The sequence below is a fragment of the Achromobacter arsenitoxydans SY8 genome, from assembly GCF_000236785.1.
GTDB classification, from domain to species: Bacteria; Pseudomonadota; Gammaproteobacteria; order Burkholderiales; family Burkholderiaceae_B; genus Achromobacter; species Achromobacter arsenitoxydans.
On sequence record NZ_AGUF01000102.1, the window covers coordinates 14,973 to 28,491 of the forward strand.

General features: G+C 68.7%; 12 protein-coding genes. 2 read left to right on the forward strand and 10 right to left on the reverse strand.

Going from position 1 to position 13,519, the window contains the following annotated elements; all coding sequences use genetic code 11:
- Positions 1–28: 28 nt before the first annotated feature.
- From lpdA to KYC_RS27755, 10 genes are all read right to left on the reverse strand, one after another.
- On the reverse strand, positions 29–1,426 hold the full coding sequence (gene lpdA, locus KYC_RS27710; protein WP_043519444.1) for a dihydrolipoyl dehydrogenase: 1,398 nt from the start codon (positions 1,424–1,426) through the stop codon (positions 29–31).
- Between the two features lie 8 nt (positions 1,427–1,434).
- Entirely contained in the window at positions 1,435–2,742 is a 1,308-nt protein-coding gene (locus tag KYC_RS27715; protein ID WP_008168870.1) for a pyruvate dehydrogenase complex dihydrolipoamide acetyltransferase, read from the reverse strand.
- A gap of 10 nt (positions 2,743–2,752) precedes the next feature.
- Positions 2,753–3,241 carry a VOC family protein gene (locus KYC_RS27720; protein ID WP_008168871.1) on the reverse strand — a complete coding sequence of 163 codons (489 nt, stop codon included), beginning with the start codon at positions 3,239–3,241 and terminating at the stop codon, positions 2,753–2,755.
- Complete coding sequence (locus tag KYC_RS27725) at positions 3,238–5,421, reverse strand: alpha-ketoacid dehydrogenase subunit alpha/beta (protein WP_008168872.1); 2,184 nt, start codon at positions 5,419–5,421, stop codon at positions 3,238–3,240. The genes KYC_RS27720 and KYC_RS27725 overlap by 4 nt, the downstream gene beginning before the upstream one ends.
- A 36-nt stretch (positions 5,422–5,457) precedes the next feature.
- A complete protein-coding gene (locus KYC_RS27730) occupies positions 5,458–6,252 on the reverse strand; it encodes an SDR family NAD(P)-dependent oxidoreductase (RefSeq protein ID WP_008168873.1) in 795 nt (264 codons plus the stop codon).
- Positions 6,253–6,287: 35 nt separating this feature from the next.
- Positions 6,288–7,007: an ABC transporter ATP-binding protein gene (locus tag KYC_RS27735; RefSeq protein ID WP_008168874.1), complete on the reverse strand. Its 720-nt coding sequence runs from the start codon at positions 7,005–7,007 to the stop codon at positions 6,288–6,290.
- A complete protein-coding gene (locus KYC_RS27740) occupies positions 7,004–7,756 on the reverse strand; it encodes an ABC transporter ATP-binding protein (protein WP_008168876.1) in 753 nt (250 codons plus the stop codon). The genes KYC_RS27735 and KYC_RS27740 overlap by 4 nt, the downstream gene beginning before the upstream one ends.
- Positions 7,753–9,033: a branched-chain amino acid ABC transporter permease gene (locus KYC_RS27745; protein ID WP_008168877.1), complete on the reverse strand. Its 1,281-nt coding sequence runs from the start codon at positions 9,031–9,033 to the stop codon at positions 7,753–7,755. The genes KYC_RS27740 and KYC_RS27745 overlap by 4 nt, the downstream gene beginning before the upstream one ends.
- Complete coding sequence (locus KYC_RS27750) at positions 9,030–9,971, reverse strand: branched-chain amino acid ABC transporter permease (RefSeq protein WP_008168878.1); 942 nt, start codon at positions 9,969–9,971, stop codon at positions 9,030–9,032. The genes KYC_RS27745 and KYC_RS27750 overlap by 4 nt, the downstream gene beginning before the upstream one ends.
- A gap of 149 nt (positions 9,972–10,120) precedes the next feature.
- Positions 10,121–11,356: a branched-chain amino acid ABC transporter substrate-binding protein gene (locus tag KYC_RS27755; RefSeq protein WP_008168879.1), complete on the reverse strand. Its 1,236-nt coding sequence runs from the start codon at positions 11,354–11,356 to the stop codon at positions 10,121–10,123.
- Positions 11,357–11,846: 490 nt separating this feature from the next.
- Here KYC_RS27755 and KYC_RS27765 point away from each other — a divergent pair, with 490 nt between their 5' ends.
- Positions 11,847–12,584, forward strand: coding sequence for an SDR family NAD(P)-dependent oxidoreductase (locus KYC_RS27765; RefSeq protein ID WP_008168881.1), 738 nt, complete (start codon positions 11,847–11,849; stop codon positions 12,582–12,584).
- 170 nt (positions 12,585–12,754) lie between these two features.
- On the forward strand, positions 12,755–13,501 hold the full coding sequence (locus KYC_RS27770; protein ID WP_008168883.1) for a FadR/GntR family transcriptional regulator: 747 nt from the start codon (positions 12,755–12,757) through the stop codon (positions 13,499–13,501).
- The last annotated feature ends 18 nt before the right edge of the window (positions 13,502–13,519 follow it).

A 13,519-nucleotide genomic window follows, 5' to 3' on the forward strand; every position in this document is an offset into this window, starting at 1 on the left:
CGGCCATCCGTTGCCCGCCCGCCGCGCCCTACGCGTGCAGCGCCCGTCCAAAGGCCGCCAGTACCGATTCGTGCAGCGTCTCCGACAGCGTCGGATGCGCGAACACGGTGTGCATGAGGTCTTCCTCGGTGGCCTCCAGCGAAGCCGCCACCCCGTAGCCCGTGATCAGTTCGGACGCTTCCGGATGGATGATGTGGGCGCCCAGCAGTTCGCCGGACTTCGCGTCGAACACGGTCTTGACCAGGCCCTGGTCTTCGCCCATGGCGATCGCCTTGCCGTTGCCGGCGAAGGTGAACTTGCCCACGCGGATGTCGCCGCCATGTTGTTTGGCGTGTTCCCGGGCGCGGGCTTCGGTCATGCCGATGCTGGCCACCTGCGGATAGGAGTACGTGCAGGCGGGGATGCGCAGCGGGTCGATGGGATGGGCGGGTTTGCCGGCGATGGCTTCCACGCACAGCACGGCCTCGTGGCTGGCCTTGTGCGCCAGCCAGGGCGCGCCGGCCACGTCGCCGATCGCGTAGACGCCGGGTTCGCCCGTGCGGCACAGGCCGTCGGTGACGATGTGCGTCTTTTCGACCTTCACGCGGGTCTGCTCCAGGCCCAGATTCTCCACGTTGCCGACGATACCGGCGGCGACGATGACCCGGTCGACTTCAAGGTCGGTCTTCCTGCCTTCGTGGTCCAGCGTGACTTTCACGCCCGTAGCGGTCTGCGACGACGCCGTCACTGCGCAGCGCGTCAGCACGCGGATACCTTGCTTTTCGAAGGCTTTGCGGGCCAGCTGCGAGATTTCGGCGTCTTCCTGCGGCAGGATTTCCGGCGTCATGTCGATCAGCGTGACCTCGGCGCCCACCGCGCGATAGAAGCTGGCGAACTCCGCGCCGATGGCGCCCGCGCCCACCACCAGCAGCGACTTCGGGATTTCGGCGGGCACGAGCGCCTGCCGGTAGGCCCAGATGCGCTCGCCTACGGGCAGCGCAGGCAGTTCGCGGGCGCGCGCGCCGGTGGCCAGGATGATGTGCTTGGCTGACAGCGTGGCGCCGTTGTCCAGCGCCAGCTTGCCGGACCCGGCAAGCCTGGCGCTGGCGGCGAACACCGTCACCCCATTTTTCTTCATCAAGTGCGCCACGCCCTGGCCCAGGCGGCCGGCCACCTTGCGCGACCGGGCGACCATGGCCGCAAGATCCGGCCGCGCTTCGCCTGCGCCCGTCACGCCGTAGTGCGCGGCCTCGCGGCACGCGCGCAGCACCGTCGCGCTGTGCAGCAGCGCCTTGGTGGGAATGCAGCCCCAGTTCAGGCAGATGCCGCCCAGCTCCGCGCGCTCCACCAGCGCCACCGACATGCCGAGCTGCGCGGCGCGGATGGCGGCGACATAGCCGCCGGGTCCGCCGCCAACCACGACAAGGTCAAAGCTCGTTTTCGTCATGGCGATGCTCACAGCAGGATCCGCACGGGATTTTCGATCAGCGTGCGGAAGGCGGCCAGCCAGCGCGCGCCGACCGCGCCATCCACCACGCGGTGGTCGGCCGACAGCGTGACGGTCATGACGGTGGCGGCGGCGAGCTGCCCGTCCTCGTTCACGACCGGCCGGCGCTCGGCCGCGCCCACGGCCAGGATGGCGGCCTGGGGCGGGTTGATGATGGCGGCGAACTGGCTGATGCCGTACATCCCCAGGTTGCTGACCGTGAGCGAGCCGCCCGTGAATTCTTCGGGCTTCAGGCGGTTGACCTTGGCGCGTCCGGCCAGCTCGACGATTTCGCCCGCGATGGCGGACAGCGATTTGACGTCCGCGTCGCGCACGATGGGCGTGACCAGGCCGCCGTCGGTCGCCACCGCGACCGAGATGTCGGCGCCCGCGTGGTACTCGATATCGTCGTCGTGCCAGGAGGCGTTCACCTCCGGCACTTCGCGCAGCGCCAGCGCGGCGGCGCGCACGATGAAGTCGTTGACCGACAGCTTGACCGCGCCGCCGTGGTTGGCCTGCGAGCGCAGGGCCAGCAGCGCGTCCATGCGGCAATCGACGGTCAGGTAGAAGTGCGGCACATGCTGTTTGCTTTCGGTCAGGCGGCGCGCGATGGCGCGGCGCATGCCGGTGTGCGGAACCCGGCGCGCCGCGGGGCGGGCGGCGCTTGGCGTGCCGGCGGCAGCCGGGGCCGGGGCGCGGTCGCGCGCAGCTTCCACGTCGCGGCGCACGATGCGGCCATGCGGGCCGGTGCCCGTGATGCCCAGCAGATCCACATGCCATTGGGCGGCCAGGCGGCGGGCCAGCGGACTGGCAAAGAGGCGGCCGCCCGGAATGGGCGCGTTTGTCGCGGGGGCCGCGGCCTTGGCTTCTGAAGCGGCGGCGCCTGCCGGCTGCGGCGCAGCGGCAACTTGCGCGGCGGCCGGTGCGGGTGGGGCGGCCGGCGTTCCGGCGGCCGGCGTCCCGGCGGCCGGCGCTCCGTCAGCCTGCGCCCCGCCGTGTTCGGCCAGCGCGCGGTCGATCGCCGTCGGATCCTCGCCTTGCGCAATCAGCACGCCGATCACGGTGTTGATGGGCACCGAGGCGGGCCCGGCCTGCACGATGATGCGGCCCAGCACGCCCGCCTGTTCGGCGTTGATCTCGACGATGGCCTTTTCGGTTTCGATTTCCGCCAGCGCATCGCCCACGGCGACGCGGTCGCCTTCCTGCTTGAGCCACTGGTGCAGGGTGCCGCCCGAGGCGTCGGCGGCAACGGAGGGGAGCTTGATAAGGTATGCCACGATGTTCTTCCTATTCAGCGGCGCCGGCCAGGTCGGGCCGGTACGCGGCGGGATCGTCGTATTCGACCAGTTCCAGCACATTGCCTTCGGGGTCGCGGAAGAAGGCCAGCCAGGTGCCCGGCCGCACTTCCATCGGCGCCGGGGTGCTGTCGAAGACGACGCCCTTCGATTTCAGGCCGCGCACCACGCCGGGCAGGTCGCGCACGATGAAGGTCAGATAGGCGGCCCCCTGGCGATCCAGGATGGCCGCGCCCCGCGCCGCGGGCTCGGGCTTTACTGCGGGCTGCAGCAGCTTGACGCGCTCGCCGTACGGCGTCTGCAGGCGCGCCACGTCGTAGCCGTGGGGCGTGAGGCCCGTGGCGCGGGCCTTGTCTGCGGGCACGGTCACGCGGTTCACGAGCGTAAGGCCGACGATGCCGGTGTAGAACGCCAGCTGCGCGTCCAGGTCCGCGCAGCAGATGCCGACCTCCATCGGCACGGTCATGTGCAGGGCGCTCATGCCTGTTCTCCCAGGTCCGCCAGCACATCTTCCAGCCCCGCGACCACTTCGTCGGTATCGGCGAACGCCGCGCGCTCCAGCACCTTGGAGATGCTGGGCGACGCCTCGCCGCCGGTTACGCGCTTGACCGGCTGGTCCAGCCAGTCGAAGTAGCGGCGCTGGATCTCGTCGGCCAGCATGGCGCCGTAGGACGTGCCGCGCGCGCCTTGCTCTACGATCAGCACGTTGTTGGTCTTGCGGATGCTGGCGCCGATGGTGTCCCAGTCCAGGCTGGCGCGGTCCAGCGTGCGCAGGTCGATGACCTCTGCGTCCACGCCGGCGCGCTCGGCGGCCGCCAGCGCGCGGCTGACCATGGACAGGTAAGTCAGGATGGTGACCTTGCCGCCCTCGCGGCGCACGCGCGCCTTGCCGAAGGGGATGGCGTAGTCCAGGTCGCCGTCGGGCACTTCGCCCGACGAGGCGTACAGGTCCACGTGCTCGATGACCAGCACCGGATCCTTGGAGGCCAGCGCCGTGTTCATCAGGCCGACGTATTCGTAGGGCGTGGACGGCGCGACGATGCGCCAGCCGGGCGCGGTGGCGAAGATGCCGGCCGGGTCCATGGAATGCTGCGAACCGTAGCCGGTGCCCATCGCGACCTTGGTGCGCAGCACGAAGGGCACGTCGATGTCGCCGCCGAACATGTGGCGCGCCTTGCCGATCTGGTTGAAGATCTGGTCGGCCGCCACCCACATGAAGTCGGGGTACATGAATTCCACGACCGGCTTGTAGCGGCCGTCCATTGCCAGGCCGCCGCCCAGGCCGGCGAACGCGTTCTCGGAGATCGGCGTGCCCAGCACGCGGTCAGGATACTTGTCCTTCAGGCCGCGGGTGGCGCCGTTGGTGCCGCCCTTCAGGCGGTGCACGTCTTCGCCCAGCACGACCACGCCCGGGTCCGTTTCCATGCGGCGGTCCAGCACGTCGGCCACGGCGTCGACGAACTTGCGTTCGACCTTTGCGCCGCCGTGGTCCGCGGCATCCTGGTAGCGCAGGCCGGCCAGTTCCGAGCCGTCGCTGCGCAGGCCCACGTCGCGGAAGTCGGGGCTGGGCCAAAGGTCGGCGCGCACGCGGCGCTTGCCGCCGTCGCCGGCCTCGGTCAGGCGGCTGGACACGTCTTTCATGACGTCCTTGCAGCGCTGGCGCAGCGCATCCACCTCGGCTTGCGTGACGAGCTTGCGGCCGATCATTTCCGACGCGATCCGGTCCAGCGGATCGCGCTGGCGCCATTGCGCTTCTTCGTCTTTGGTGCGGTAGCCGAAGGCGCTGCCGGGGAAGGGACCGTTCTGGTGGAAGAAGCGGTAGACGTCCACCTCGACAATGGTTGGGCCCTTGCCGGCGCGCATGTGCGCCACGGCTTCCGACATGGCCAGGTGCACGGCCAGCGGGTCCATGCCGTCGACCTTCCACGACGGGATGTTGAAGGCCAGGCCGCGCGCAGACAGGCGCGGCTCGGCGGTGGATTCTTCCACGGTGGTGGACACGGCGTAGCGGTTGTTCTCGATGAAGAAGCACAGCGGCGTCTTCCAGGCGGCCGTCAGATTCATCGTTTCCAGCACGGACCCGATGTTCACCGCGCCGTCGCCGAAGTAGGTCACGGCCACGCGGTCGGTGCCCGCGTGCTTGTGCGCCCAGCCCGCGCCGGCCGCCAGCGGCACGCCGCCGCCCACGATGGCGTTGGTGCCCAGCGCGCCGGCTTCAAGCCAGCGCAGGTGCATGCTGCCGCCGCGGCCGCGGCAATACCCGTCCGCCAGGCCCATGATCTCGGCCAGCGTCTTGTGCAGGACCTCGTCGATGGCGGGCGTGAGCGGGTTACGCGGGGCCAGGCCAAGCGGCGCCACATGCTGCAGCGCCTTGGCCAGGAACTGGTGGTGGCCGCGGTGCGAGCCGTTGATCTGGTCGCCGGCGCCCAGCGCCAGCACCGAACCGACGGCGCCGCCTTCCTGGCCCACCGACGAGTGGGCGGGTCCGTGCACCAGGCCCTCGGCGGCCAATTCCAGCACGGCTTCTTCAAAGGCGCGGATCCAGTGCAGCTGGGTCAGCATCGTGCCGAGCAGGGCGGGGTCCGCCTGCTGCCAGTCCGAGGCCTCGGCCGTCAGTTGCCGCCAGGGCGCCTGGGGCTCGAGCGGTTGGTAGGTGGCCATGAGTGAATCTCCAGAGTGTTTTTAGCGTCGGTGCGATTAGAGGTAGCTGTAGCGGCTCCAGCCGCCGTCGGCCACCAGGGTGTGTCCGGTGATGTAGGCGGCCTGGCGCGATGCCAGGAAAACCGCCAGGTCGGCCATTTCGGCCGGCTGCGCCATGCGGCGCAGGGGCGTGCGTTGCTTCAGGAGTTCGGGGTCCAGCCGGCCGCGCGCGGCCAGGTCGCGCACCAGGTCGGTCTCGACATAGCCGGGCGCCAGCGCGTTCACGCGCACGCCCATCGGGCCCCATTCCACGGCCAGGGTTTCGGTCAGCAGCACCACCGCGCCCTTGGTGGCGCAGTAGGCGGCGCGGTCCGGCGCCGCCACCACGCCGTACATCGAGGCCAGGTTGATGATGCTGCCCGAGCCGGCGGGCACCATGCGCCGGCCGGCGGCCTGCGCGCACAGGAAGACGCCGGTCAGGTTGATGTCCACGGCGCGGCGCCATTCGTCCACGGTGACGTCCAGCGTGGGCTTGTTGGCCGAGACGCCGGCGTTATTGACCAGCACGTCGATGCGGCCCCAGGCCTGTTCGACCTGCGCGAAGGCGCGCTCGACCGCGTCGGCGTCGGTGACGGACGCCTGCACCGCCATGGCCTGCGCGCCGGCGCCCGAGGCCGCCAGTTCTGCGGCGGCGGCGTCCAGCGCGGCGGCGTCCAAGTCCAGCAGCGCGACGCGCGCGCCCTGGCGCGCGAAGGCCTGCGCGGTGCTGTAGCCGATGCCTTTAGCGCCGCCGGTGATCACGACCGTCTGGCCGCGCAGTTCGGCATGGATGACTTCAGAGGGGTTGTCCAAGATGTGTGCCTGTAGGGGATGAATACGTGGCCGGCTCAAACCGCCAGCCATTCCTGGACGACGTCCTGGCGCTCATGCAGCTGCGCGGGCGGTCCTTCGAACACGATGCGGCCATGGCCCATCACGCTGACGCGGGTGGACACCTTCAGGGCGATGGTCAGCTTCTGTTCCACCAGCACGACGGACACGCCGCGCTTGTGGATGTCGCGGATCACGTCGGCGATCACTTCGACGATCTTCGGCGCCAGCCCTTCCGTGGGCTCGTCGATCAGCATGACCTTGGGATTGCCCAGCAGCGAGCGGCACATGGTCAGCATCTGCTGTTCGCCGCCGGACAGGTTGCCCGCCTTGGTGTTGCTGCGTTCTTTCAGGCGCGGGAAGTAGTCGAACATCTGCGCCACGGTCCAGAACGGCGCGTCGTCGCGCCGCGGCTGTTCGCCCATGCGCAGGTTCTCGTCCACCGTCAGGTTGGCGAAGACCTCGCGTTCCTCGGGCACGAAACCCAGGCCGGCGCGGGCGATTTCGAACGGGCGCTTGTTGGTGATGTCGCGGCCTTCGATGGCGATGCGGCCGCCGGTCACGTCCACCAGCCCCATGATGCTCTTCATGGTGGTGGAGCGGCCCGCGCCGTTGCGGCCCAGCAGGCTGACGACTTCGCCGCGCCCGATCGACAGGTCGATGCCGTGCAGGATGTGGCTCTTGCCGTAATGGGCATGCACGCCCTGCAGCGACAAGAGCGGGGATTGCGTCGTCATACCGTTTCCTCTCCCAGGTAGGCTTCGCGCACGCGGGCGTCGCCGCGGATGGCGGCGGGCGTGCCGGTTGCCAGGATTTCCCCGTAGACCAGCACGCTGATGCGGTCGGCCAGCGAAAACACCACCTGCATGTCGTGTTCGACGATCAGCAGGGTGCAGTCGCGCGTCACTTCCTTGATGAGTTCGACCGTGTAGTCGACCTCGTGCTGGGACATGCCGGCCATGGGCTCGTCCAGCAGGATGACCTTCGGGCGCGACGCCAGCGTCATGCCGATTTCCAGCGAGCGCTGCTCGGAGTAGTTCAGGTCGCCGGCCGCGGTGTCCTGCTTGGCCGTCAGCCGCACCTTTTCCAGCAGGCGGTCCACGTCCTCGTTCACGGCGCGGTTGCGCGCGATGGGGCGCCAGAAGTTGTAGACCAGTCCGTGCATGCGCAGCACCGCCAGGCGCAGGTTTTCGCGCACGGACAGGCGCGGGAACACGTTGGTGATCTGGAACGAGCGCGCCAGCCCCAGGCGGTTGATAGCCTCGGGCGCCAGCCCGCCGATGGAGCGCGAGCGCAGGTTGATCTCGCCCGACGTGGGCGCGAACGAGCCCGACATCAGGTGGAACAGGGTGGACTTGCCCGCGCCGTTGGGGCCGATGACGGCGTGGCGTTCGCCGGCCTCGATGGCCAGGTTCACGCCGCGGATGATCTGCGCTTCGCCGAAGGACTTGCGCACGTCGGTCAGGGTGAGGATTTCGTGGCTCATTTGGCGGGCTCCAGCAGGGGGGCGGCTTCGCCGGCGTCGCGCCACAGGGCCAGCGCCCAGCGGCAGGCTGCAAGGCCGGCGGCAAACAGCGCCAGCGGAACCAGCCAGGTCGACACGGCAAGCGGCGCCCAGTCCTGGCCGAACAGCGGGATGGCGGGCCAGCCGGCGTCGGGGTTCATGGCGAGCAGGGCGCGGTAATCGCGGGCGAACATGCGTTGCAGCAGTTCCACCGTGAAGACGGTGGCGCCGGTCAGCAGCAGGCCGCCGGCCACCGACACCGCGGCGCGCGGCAGCCAGTTGGCCAGCCCGCGCTCGCGCAGCGACTTGGCCGCGCGCTGCACCAGGCCGACCAGGCCGTCCGGCACGAACAGCATCACCAGGACGAACAGAATGCCCTGGTACAGCAGCCACGACCGCGTGATGTCGGCCAGCGTCTGCGACAGGAAGGTCAGGATGGAGGCGCCCAGCACGGGACCCAGGAAGGCGTTGACGCCGCCGATGTAGGCGAACAGCACCGCGTCCGTGGACAGCTTGACCTCGAACAGCACGTAGTTGCCGGCCTCAATGTTCAGGGCCTGCAGGCCGCCGGCGATGCCGGCGAACATGGCCGACAGCGCGAACACCATGGTCTTGAGCGCATGCGGCCGGTAGCCCAGGTAGCGCAGGCGGTTGGCGTTTTCGCGCAGGCCCAGCGTCAGCCGCCCCAGCGGGGTGCGGGTCAGGCCGTACAGCGCGGCCAGCGAGATCAGCACCCAGGCCAGCACCAGGAAATACACCTCGATGTCGGAGCCGAAGGTGAAGCCCCAGGCCGGCATGCGCATGGCGGATACGCCCGCCTCGCCGCCGAACACGCCCTTCAGGTGCGGCGCCAGCGCATGCAGCAGTTCGGCCAGCGCCAGCGTGATCATCGAAAAATACACGCCTGAGCGCATGGTGGCGAACCAGCCGGCGACCAGGCCGAACAGCAGGCCGGCCACGCCGCCCACGAGCGGCATCAGGGGCGTGGGCAGCAGGCCCGCGCCGCCCAGCGCATTCATGGCGTGGATGGTGGCGAAGGTGCCGACGCCGAAGTACGCGGCATGGCCGAAGGACAGCATGCCGCCCTGGCCGGCCAGCAGGTTGAAGGCGCAGGCGAACAGCGCGGCGATCAGCATCTGCACGGCGGCCACCAGCTGGCCCGCGGGCAGCAGCCACGGCAGCGCGCACAGCGTGGCCACGCACAGGATCAGCAGCAGCGCGCCGGTGGCGCGGCGGGTATGGGTCATGGCCTGGGTCATGCCTGTTCTCCCTTCAGGCCCGACGGCTTGACCAGCAGCACCACCAGCATCAGCAGGAAGGGCAGGGTCGCGGCAAGGCTGGATATCTTCACGGTCATCAGGCCGCCCACGCTTTCCGCCCATTCACGCGCGCCGAACAGGCCGAACAGGGTGGCAAGGCTGGCGTCGATGCCGACCGAAAACGAGCTGATCAGGCCGATCAGCAGCGAGGCGATCATTGCGCCTTCAAGTGAGCCCAGGCCGCCGACCACGACCACCACGAACACCAGCACGCCCAGTTCCAGCGCCATGTTCGGATTGGTGGTGTAGAACGCGCCGGCCACGGCGCCGGCCAGGCCGGCCATGGCTGCGCCCACGCCGAACACGCTCATGAAGACCAGCGGCACGTTGTGCCCCAGGGCCTCGGCCATGCGCGGACGGTAGATGGCCGAGCGCACCACGATGCCCACGCGGGTGCGCGACAGCAGCAGGTAGATCACGGCGAACATCGCCAGCGACACGCCGCCCATCAGCAGGCGATAGAAGGGATAGTCCGCATCGAATACCCGGAACGCCGCGAAGTTCAGGAACTGCGGCACGCGGTAGTCGACCGGGAAGTCGCCGTAGAACAGCTTGATCAGCTCGGCGACGATGAACGCCAGGCCGAAGGTCACCAGCAGTTCCTGCGCGTGGCCGAACTTGTGCACGCGCCGCAGGAAGAAGCGCTCGACGCCCATGCCCAGCACGCCCGCGATGACCGTGGCCAGCACCAGCGCCGTCCAGAAGCCCGTGACGGGCGTCAGGGTGTAGGCGGCGTACGCGCCTATCATGTAGAACGATGCGTGCGCGAAGTTCAGCACGCCCATCATTCCGAAAATCAGTGTCAGGCCCGCCGACACCATGAATAGCAGCAGGCCGTAGATCACGCCGTTCAACAGCGAGACGGTAAAGTATTCCATGTCCGCTCCAGGATTCTTGCGCGGGACGCCAGGCGTCCCGCGAGCGTTTGCGCACGTTGTTTTTGCCCGGCCCGCGCCGGGTGTGCGCTTGTCATGGGCTGGCGGCGGGCCGCGCGCGTGTCGTCAACGCGCAGCCCGCCGCGCCCGCATCACTTCGGACGCTGCATCTTGCAGGTGCCCTGCACCGGCGCGGACACATCCGCCGCGGCCAGCACCTTGACCGGCGAAAAGCCCATGTCGGTGCCGTCTGCCTTGTACTTGGCGTCCTTGCTGACCTTGGACACCACCATCGGCAGCTGCACCTGGTGGTCTTCGGCGCGCATCGTGTAGTCGCCCAGCGCCGACTTGTACGTGACCTTCTCCAGCGCGCTGGCCAATTCCGGCACCGACAGCTTGCCGTCCTGCGGCTTGACCTGTTTAAGCGCCTCGCCCAGGAAGCGCACGCCGATCACGGTCTGCGGTTCGGTGTAGCTGGGGTAGTGGCCGGTCTTGGACTTGTAGTCCTCGGCGAACGCGGCGCCTTCTTCGCCGGCGGCCTCGATGTTGTACGGGTGCGCGATGTAATGGCCCAGCGCGACGTCGCCGGCGTTGGCCAGGTTGCCCACCTGGTCCAGGAACACCGTGGCGAAGCGCACCTTCAGGCCGGCGGCCTGCGTGGCCTTCATGAGCAGCAGCAGGTCGTTGGACCAGTTGCCGGTAATCACCGTGTCCGGCGTGGCCGAACGGATGCGCGCGACATAGGGCGCGAAGTCCTGGATCTTGTTGACTTCGTGCAGCGTCTTGCCCACCACTTCGTAGCCATACTGCTTGGCGAAGCGCTCGGTGGCGCCTTCCATGTCCTGGCCCCAGGAGTAGTTCTGGTTGATGGCGTACACGCGCTTGCCCAGCGTGCCGTCGGCCGACATCACCGACGCCAGCGCCTTCACGCGCAGGTCGGCGTTAGTGGTGAAGCGAAAGTGGTAGAAGTGGCACTTCTGGCCGGTCAGTTCCAGCGCTTCGCCGCCCACGTTCAGGAACACGATTTCCTTGCCCGGGTTGCGCAGGTTGTGCTTGCGCACGTCTTCCGTGAGCTGGCCCGAGATGGCCGACGACGAGCCCTGCAGCAGCACCTGCACGCCTTCGGCGGCGGCGGCGCGGAAGCGGTCGGACGCGCCCACGGGGCCGCCCTGGTTGTCGAACTCCACCAGTTCCAGGGGCTGGCCGTTCCAGCCGCCGGCCGCGTTGATGCGGTCCAGCTCGTATTTGACGGCGGCGCGGAACATCAGGCCGGTCGAGGCCTGGGGGCCCGACAGCGTTTCGATCAGGCCGATCTTGACGGGTGCGGCCTGGGCCGAGGCGGCGAGTCCGGCCAGGCACAGCAGGCCGGTGGTGAAAGCCAATTTCATGCGTGTCTCCTCCGTGGGACGGGAGTGGGGTGATTTTGTTGATCAGGCAGGCGCGGCGGCCGCAGCGCCCGCATGCCGGAAGGGCGAGCGGGCGTGGCGAATCGGGGACGAGGGGATGGAGCGGGCCACGGACGCGGAACGCGCCGGGGCGCAGCGCCGGCCGGGCAAAACATGGGGCCGCCGGGGCGTCTGGATGTGCGCCGGCGGACGTGCCGAGGGCGCGGATGCGGTCATGCTGCCGGTGAAGGTCACCTGGTTGTCCCCTGCCTGTTATGCGGCGTGCGCCGTGTTTTTCTGACGAACTTGCCTGGAAGCGCGACTTGATTTACGCTTTGCCGACAAGTTGTCAGGCAACTTTATTAAGTTGTCCGATAAATCATAGGGCAAGCGTTTTTCTCGTGTCAAGCAGTGGATTCAGGAGTTCAATCTGGATTGCGCGGCGGTCGCGAGAGGCATGCGAACCCGCAAAAAACAGGTTCCAGGAGACAGGATGATTTCGTTCGAAGGGCAGGTTGCCGCCATCACGGGCGCGGGCAACGGCATCGGTCTGGCCACGGCGCGCCTCATGGCTGCGCACGGCGCGCGGCTGGTGCTCACCGACATCGACAACGCGCGGCTGCAGGAGGTCGCGGCCGAACTGGACCCCAGCGGGCAGCGGATCTACACGCACGCGCTGGACGTGTCGATATCGCACGATTGCGAGCGCGTGTTCGAGGCCGCGGCCCGGCATTTCGGCGGCCTGGATCACCTGGTCCATTGCGCCGGCATCTACCCGGAGCAATTGGTCAAGGACACCAGCGACGAAGCTTGGCGCACGCTGATGCGTGTCAACCTGGACGGTACGTTCTACGTGTGCCGCGCCGCCCAGCGGCATCTGCGCCACGATGGGTCGATCGTCTTATTGACGTCCCTGGCCGCGCAGCGCGGCAGCTATGCGCACGCCGCCTATTCCGCGTCCAAGGGCGCCGTGCAGAGCTTCACCCGCAGCCTGGCGCTGGAATTGGCGCCGCAGATCCGCGTGAACGCCGTGGCGCCCGGCATCATCGCCACGTCCATGACCCACGACCTGATCGGCCAGAAGGGCGCGCAGCTGCTGGAAAGCACACCGCTGCGCCGCTTCGGCACGCCCGAGGAAATCGCGGGAACGATCGCGTTCCTGTGTTCGCCGCTGGCGGCCTTCGTGACGGGCGAGGTCATGCAGGTCAACGGCGGCATCTACATCGCCTAGCGCGCGGCGTGGCTTGGCGGCGCTCCAGGACAACCGGCAAAAATCCTATAATTTTCAAGGGCGCCGCCGCTGCCAGAAGCGGGCATTGCCGCGCGGAACCCCTGCGCGGGACACTCCTATAAACACGGCTGCCGCGCCAGCGCGCCGCCCTCACGTTCCAACGATTCCACATGCAGCCCAGTCAAGACCAAGATCCGCAACGCGCCGCACCCCGGAGTTCGCTGTCCGCGGCGGTGGCGGATGCCCTGGCCGATCAGATACGCCAAGGCGTGCTGGCCCCCGGCGACCGCCTGCCCACCGAAAAGCAACTGACCGAAATCCATTCGGTCAGCCGCGCGGTCGTGCGCGAGGCCCTGGCGCGCCTTAAATCCGAGGGACTGATCACCTCGCAGCAGGGCAGCGGCGTGTTTGTCGATCCGAACTTCCAGAAGAACGCCTTCCGCATCGCCGCGCCCACGCCGGGCGACAACCAGGACCTGGAACACATCCTGGAACTGATGCTGTCCATCGAAGTCACGGCGGCGCGCTACGCGGCGCAGCGGCGTACCGAGCCCGACCTGAAGAAAATCCGCCAGGCGCTCGTGGGCATGGAGTACGCGCTCATCAACGACAAGCTGGGCGACGAAGAAGACTATCAATTCCACCAGGCCATCGTGCAGGCCACGCACAACCCGCACCTGGTGGCGCTGAACGATTACCTGGAAGCGAACGTGCGCCGGGTCATCCGCAGCGCGCGCCACAACACGGCGCGCATGTACGCCGAGCGCATGGCCGCCGTGCAGAGCGAGCACCAGGCCATCTTTGCCGCGATCGAATCCGGCGACCCGGACGCCGCGGGCCGCGCGGCGGAACAGCACCTGCGCAACGCGGCGGACCGGCTGCGGCTGTTCCAGGCGGAACGGCCGGCGCCGGTCTAACCGCTACCGCAAAGCCCG

Bases quoted from the DNA above. Each gene is read 5' to 3' on its own strand.
- lpdA (WP_043519444.1), bottom strand. From the start codon at position 1,426: ATGACGAAAACGAGCTTTGACCTTGTCGTGGTTGGCGGCGGACCCGGC.
- KYC_RS27720 (WP_008168871.1), bottom strand. From the start codon at position 3,241: ATGAGCGCCCTGCACATGACCGTGCCGATGGAGGTCGGCATCTGCTGC.
- KYC_RS27725 (WP_008168872.1), bottom strand. From the start codon at position 5,421: ATGGCCACCTACCAACCGCTCGAGCCCCAGGCGCCCTGGCGGCAACTG.
- KYC_RS27735 (WP_008168874.1), bottom strand. From the start codon at position 7,007: ATGACGACGCAATCCCCGCTCTTGTCGCTGCAGGGCGTGCATGCCCAT.
- KYC_RS27740 (WP_008168876.1), bottom strand. From the start codon at position 7,756: ATGAGCCACGAAATCCTCACCCTGACCGACGTGCGCAAGTCCTTCGGC.
- KYC_RS27745 (WP_008168877.1), bottom strand. From the start codon at position 9,033: ATGACCCAGGCCATGACCCATACCCGCCGCGCCACCGGCGCGCTGCTG.
- KYC_RS27750 (WP_008168878.1), bottom strand. From the start codon at position 9,971: ATGGAATACTTTACCGTCTCGCTGTTGAACGGCGTGATCTACGGCCTG.
- KYC_RS27755 (WP_008168879.1), bottom strand. From the start codon at position 11,356: ATGAAATTGGCTTTCACCACCGGCCTGCTGTGCCTGGCCGGACTCGCC.
- KYC_RS27765 (WP_008168881.1), top strand. From the start codon at position 11,847: ATGATTTCGTTCGAAGGGCAGGTTGCCGCCATCACGGGCGCGGGCAAC.
- KYC_RS27770 (WP_008168883.1), top strand. From the start codon at position 12,755: ATGCAGCCCAGTCAAGACCAAGATCCGCAACGCGCCGCACCCCGGAGT.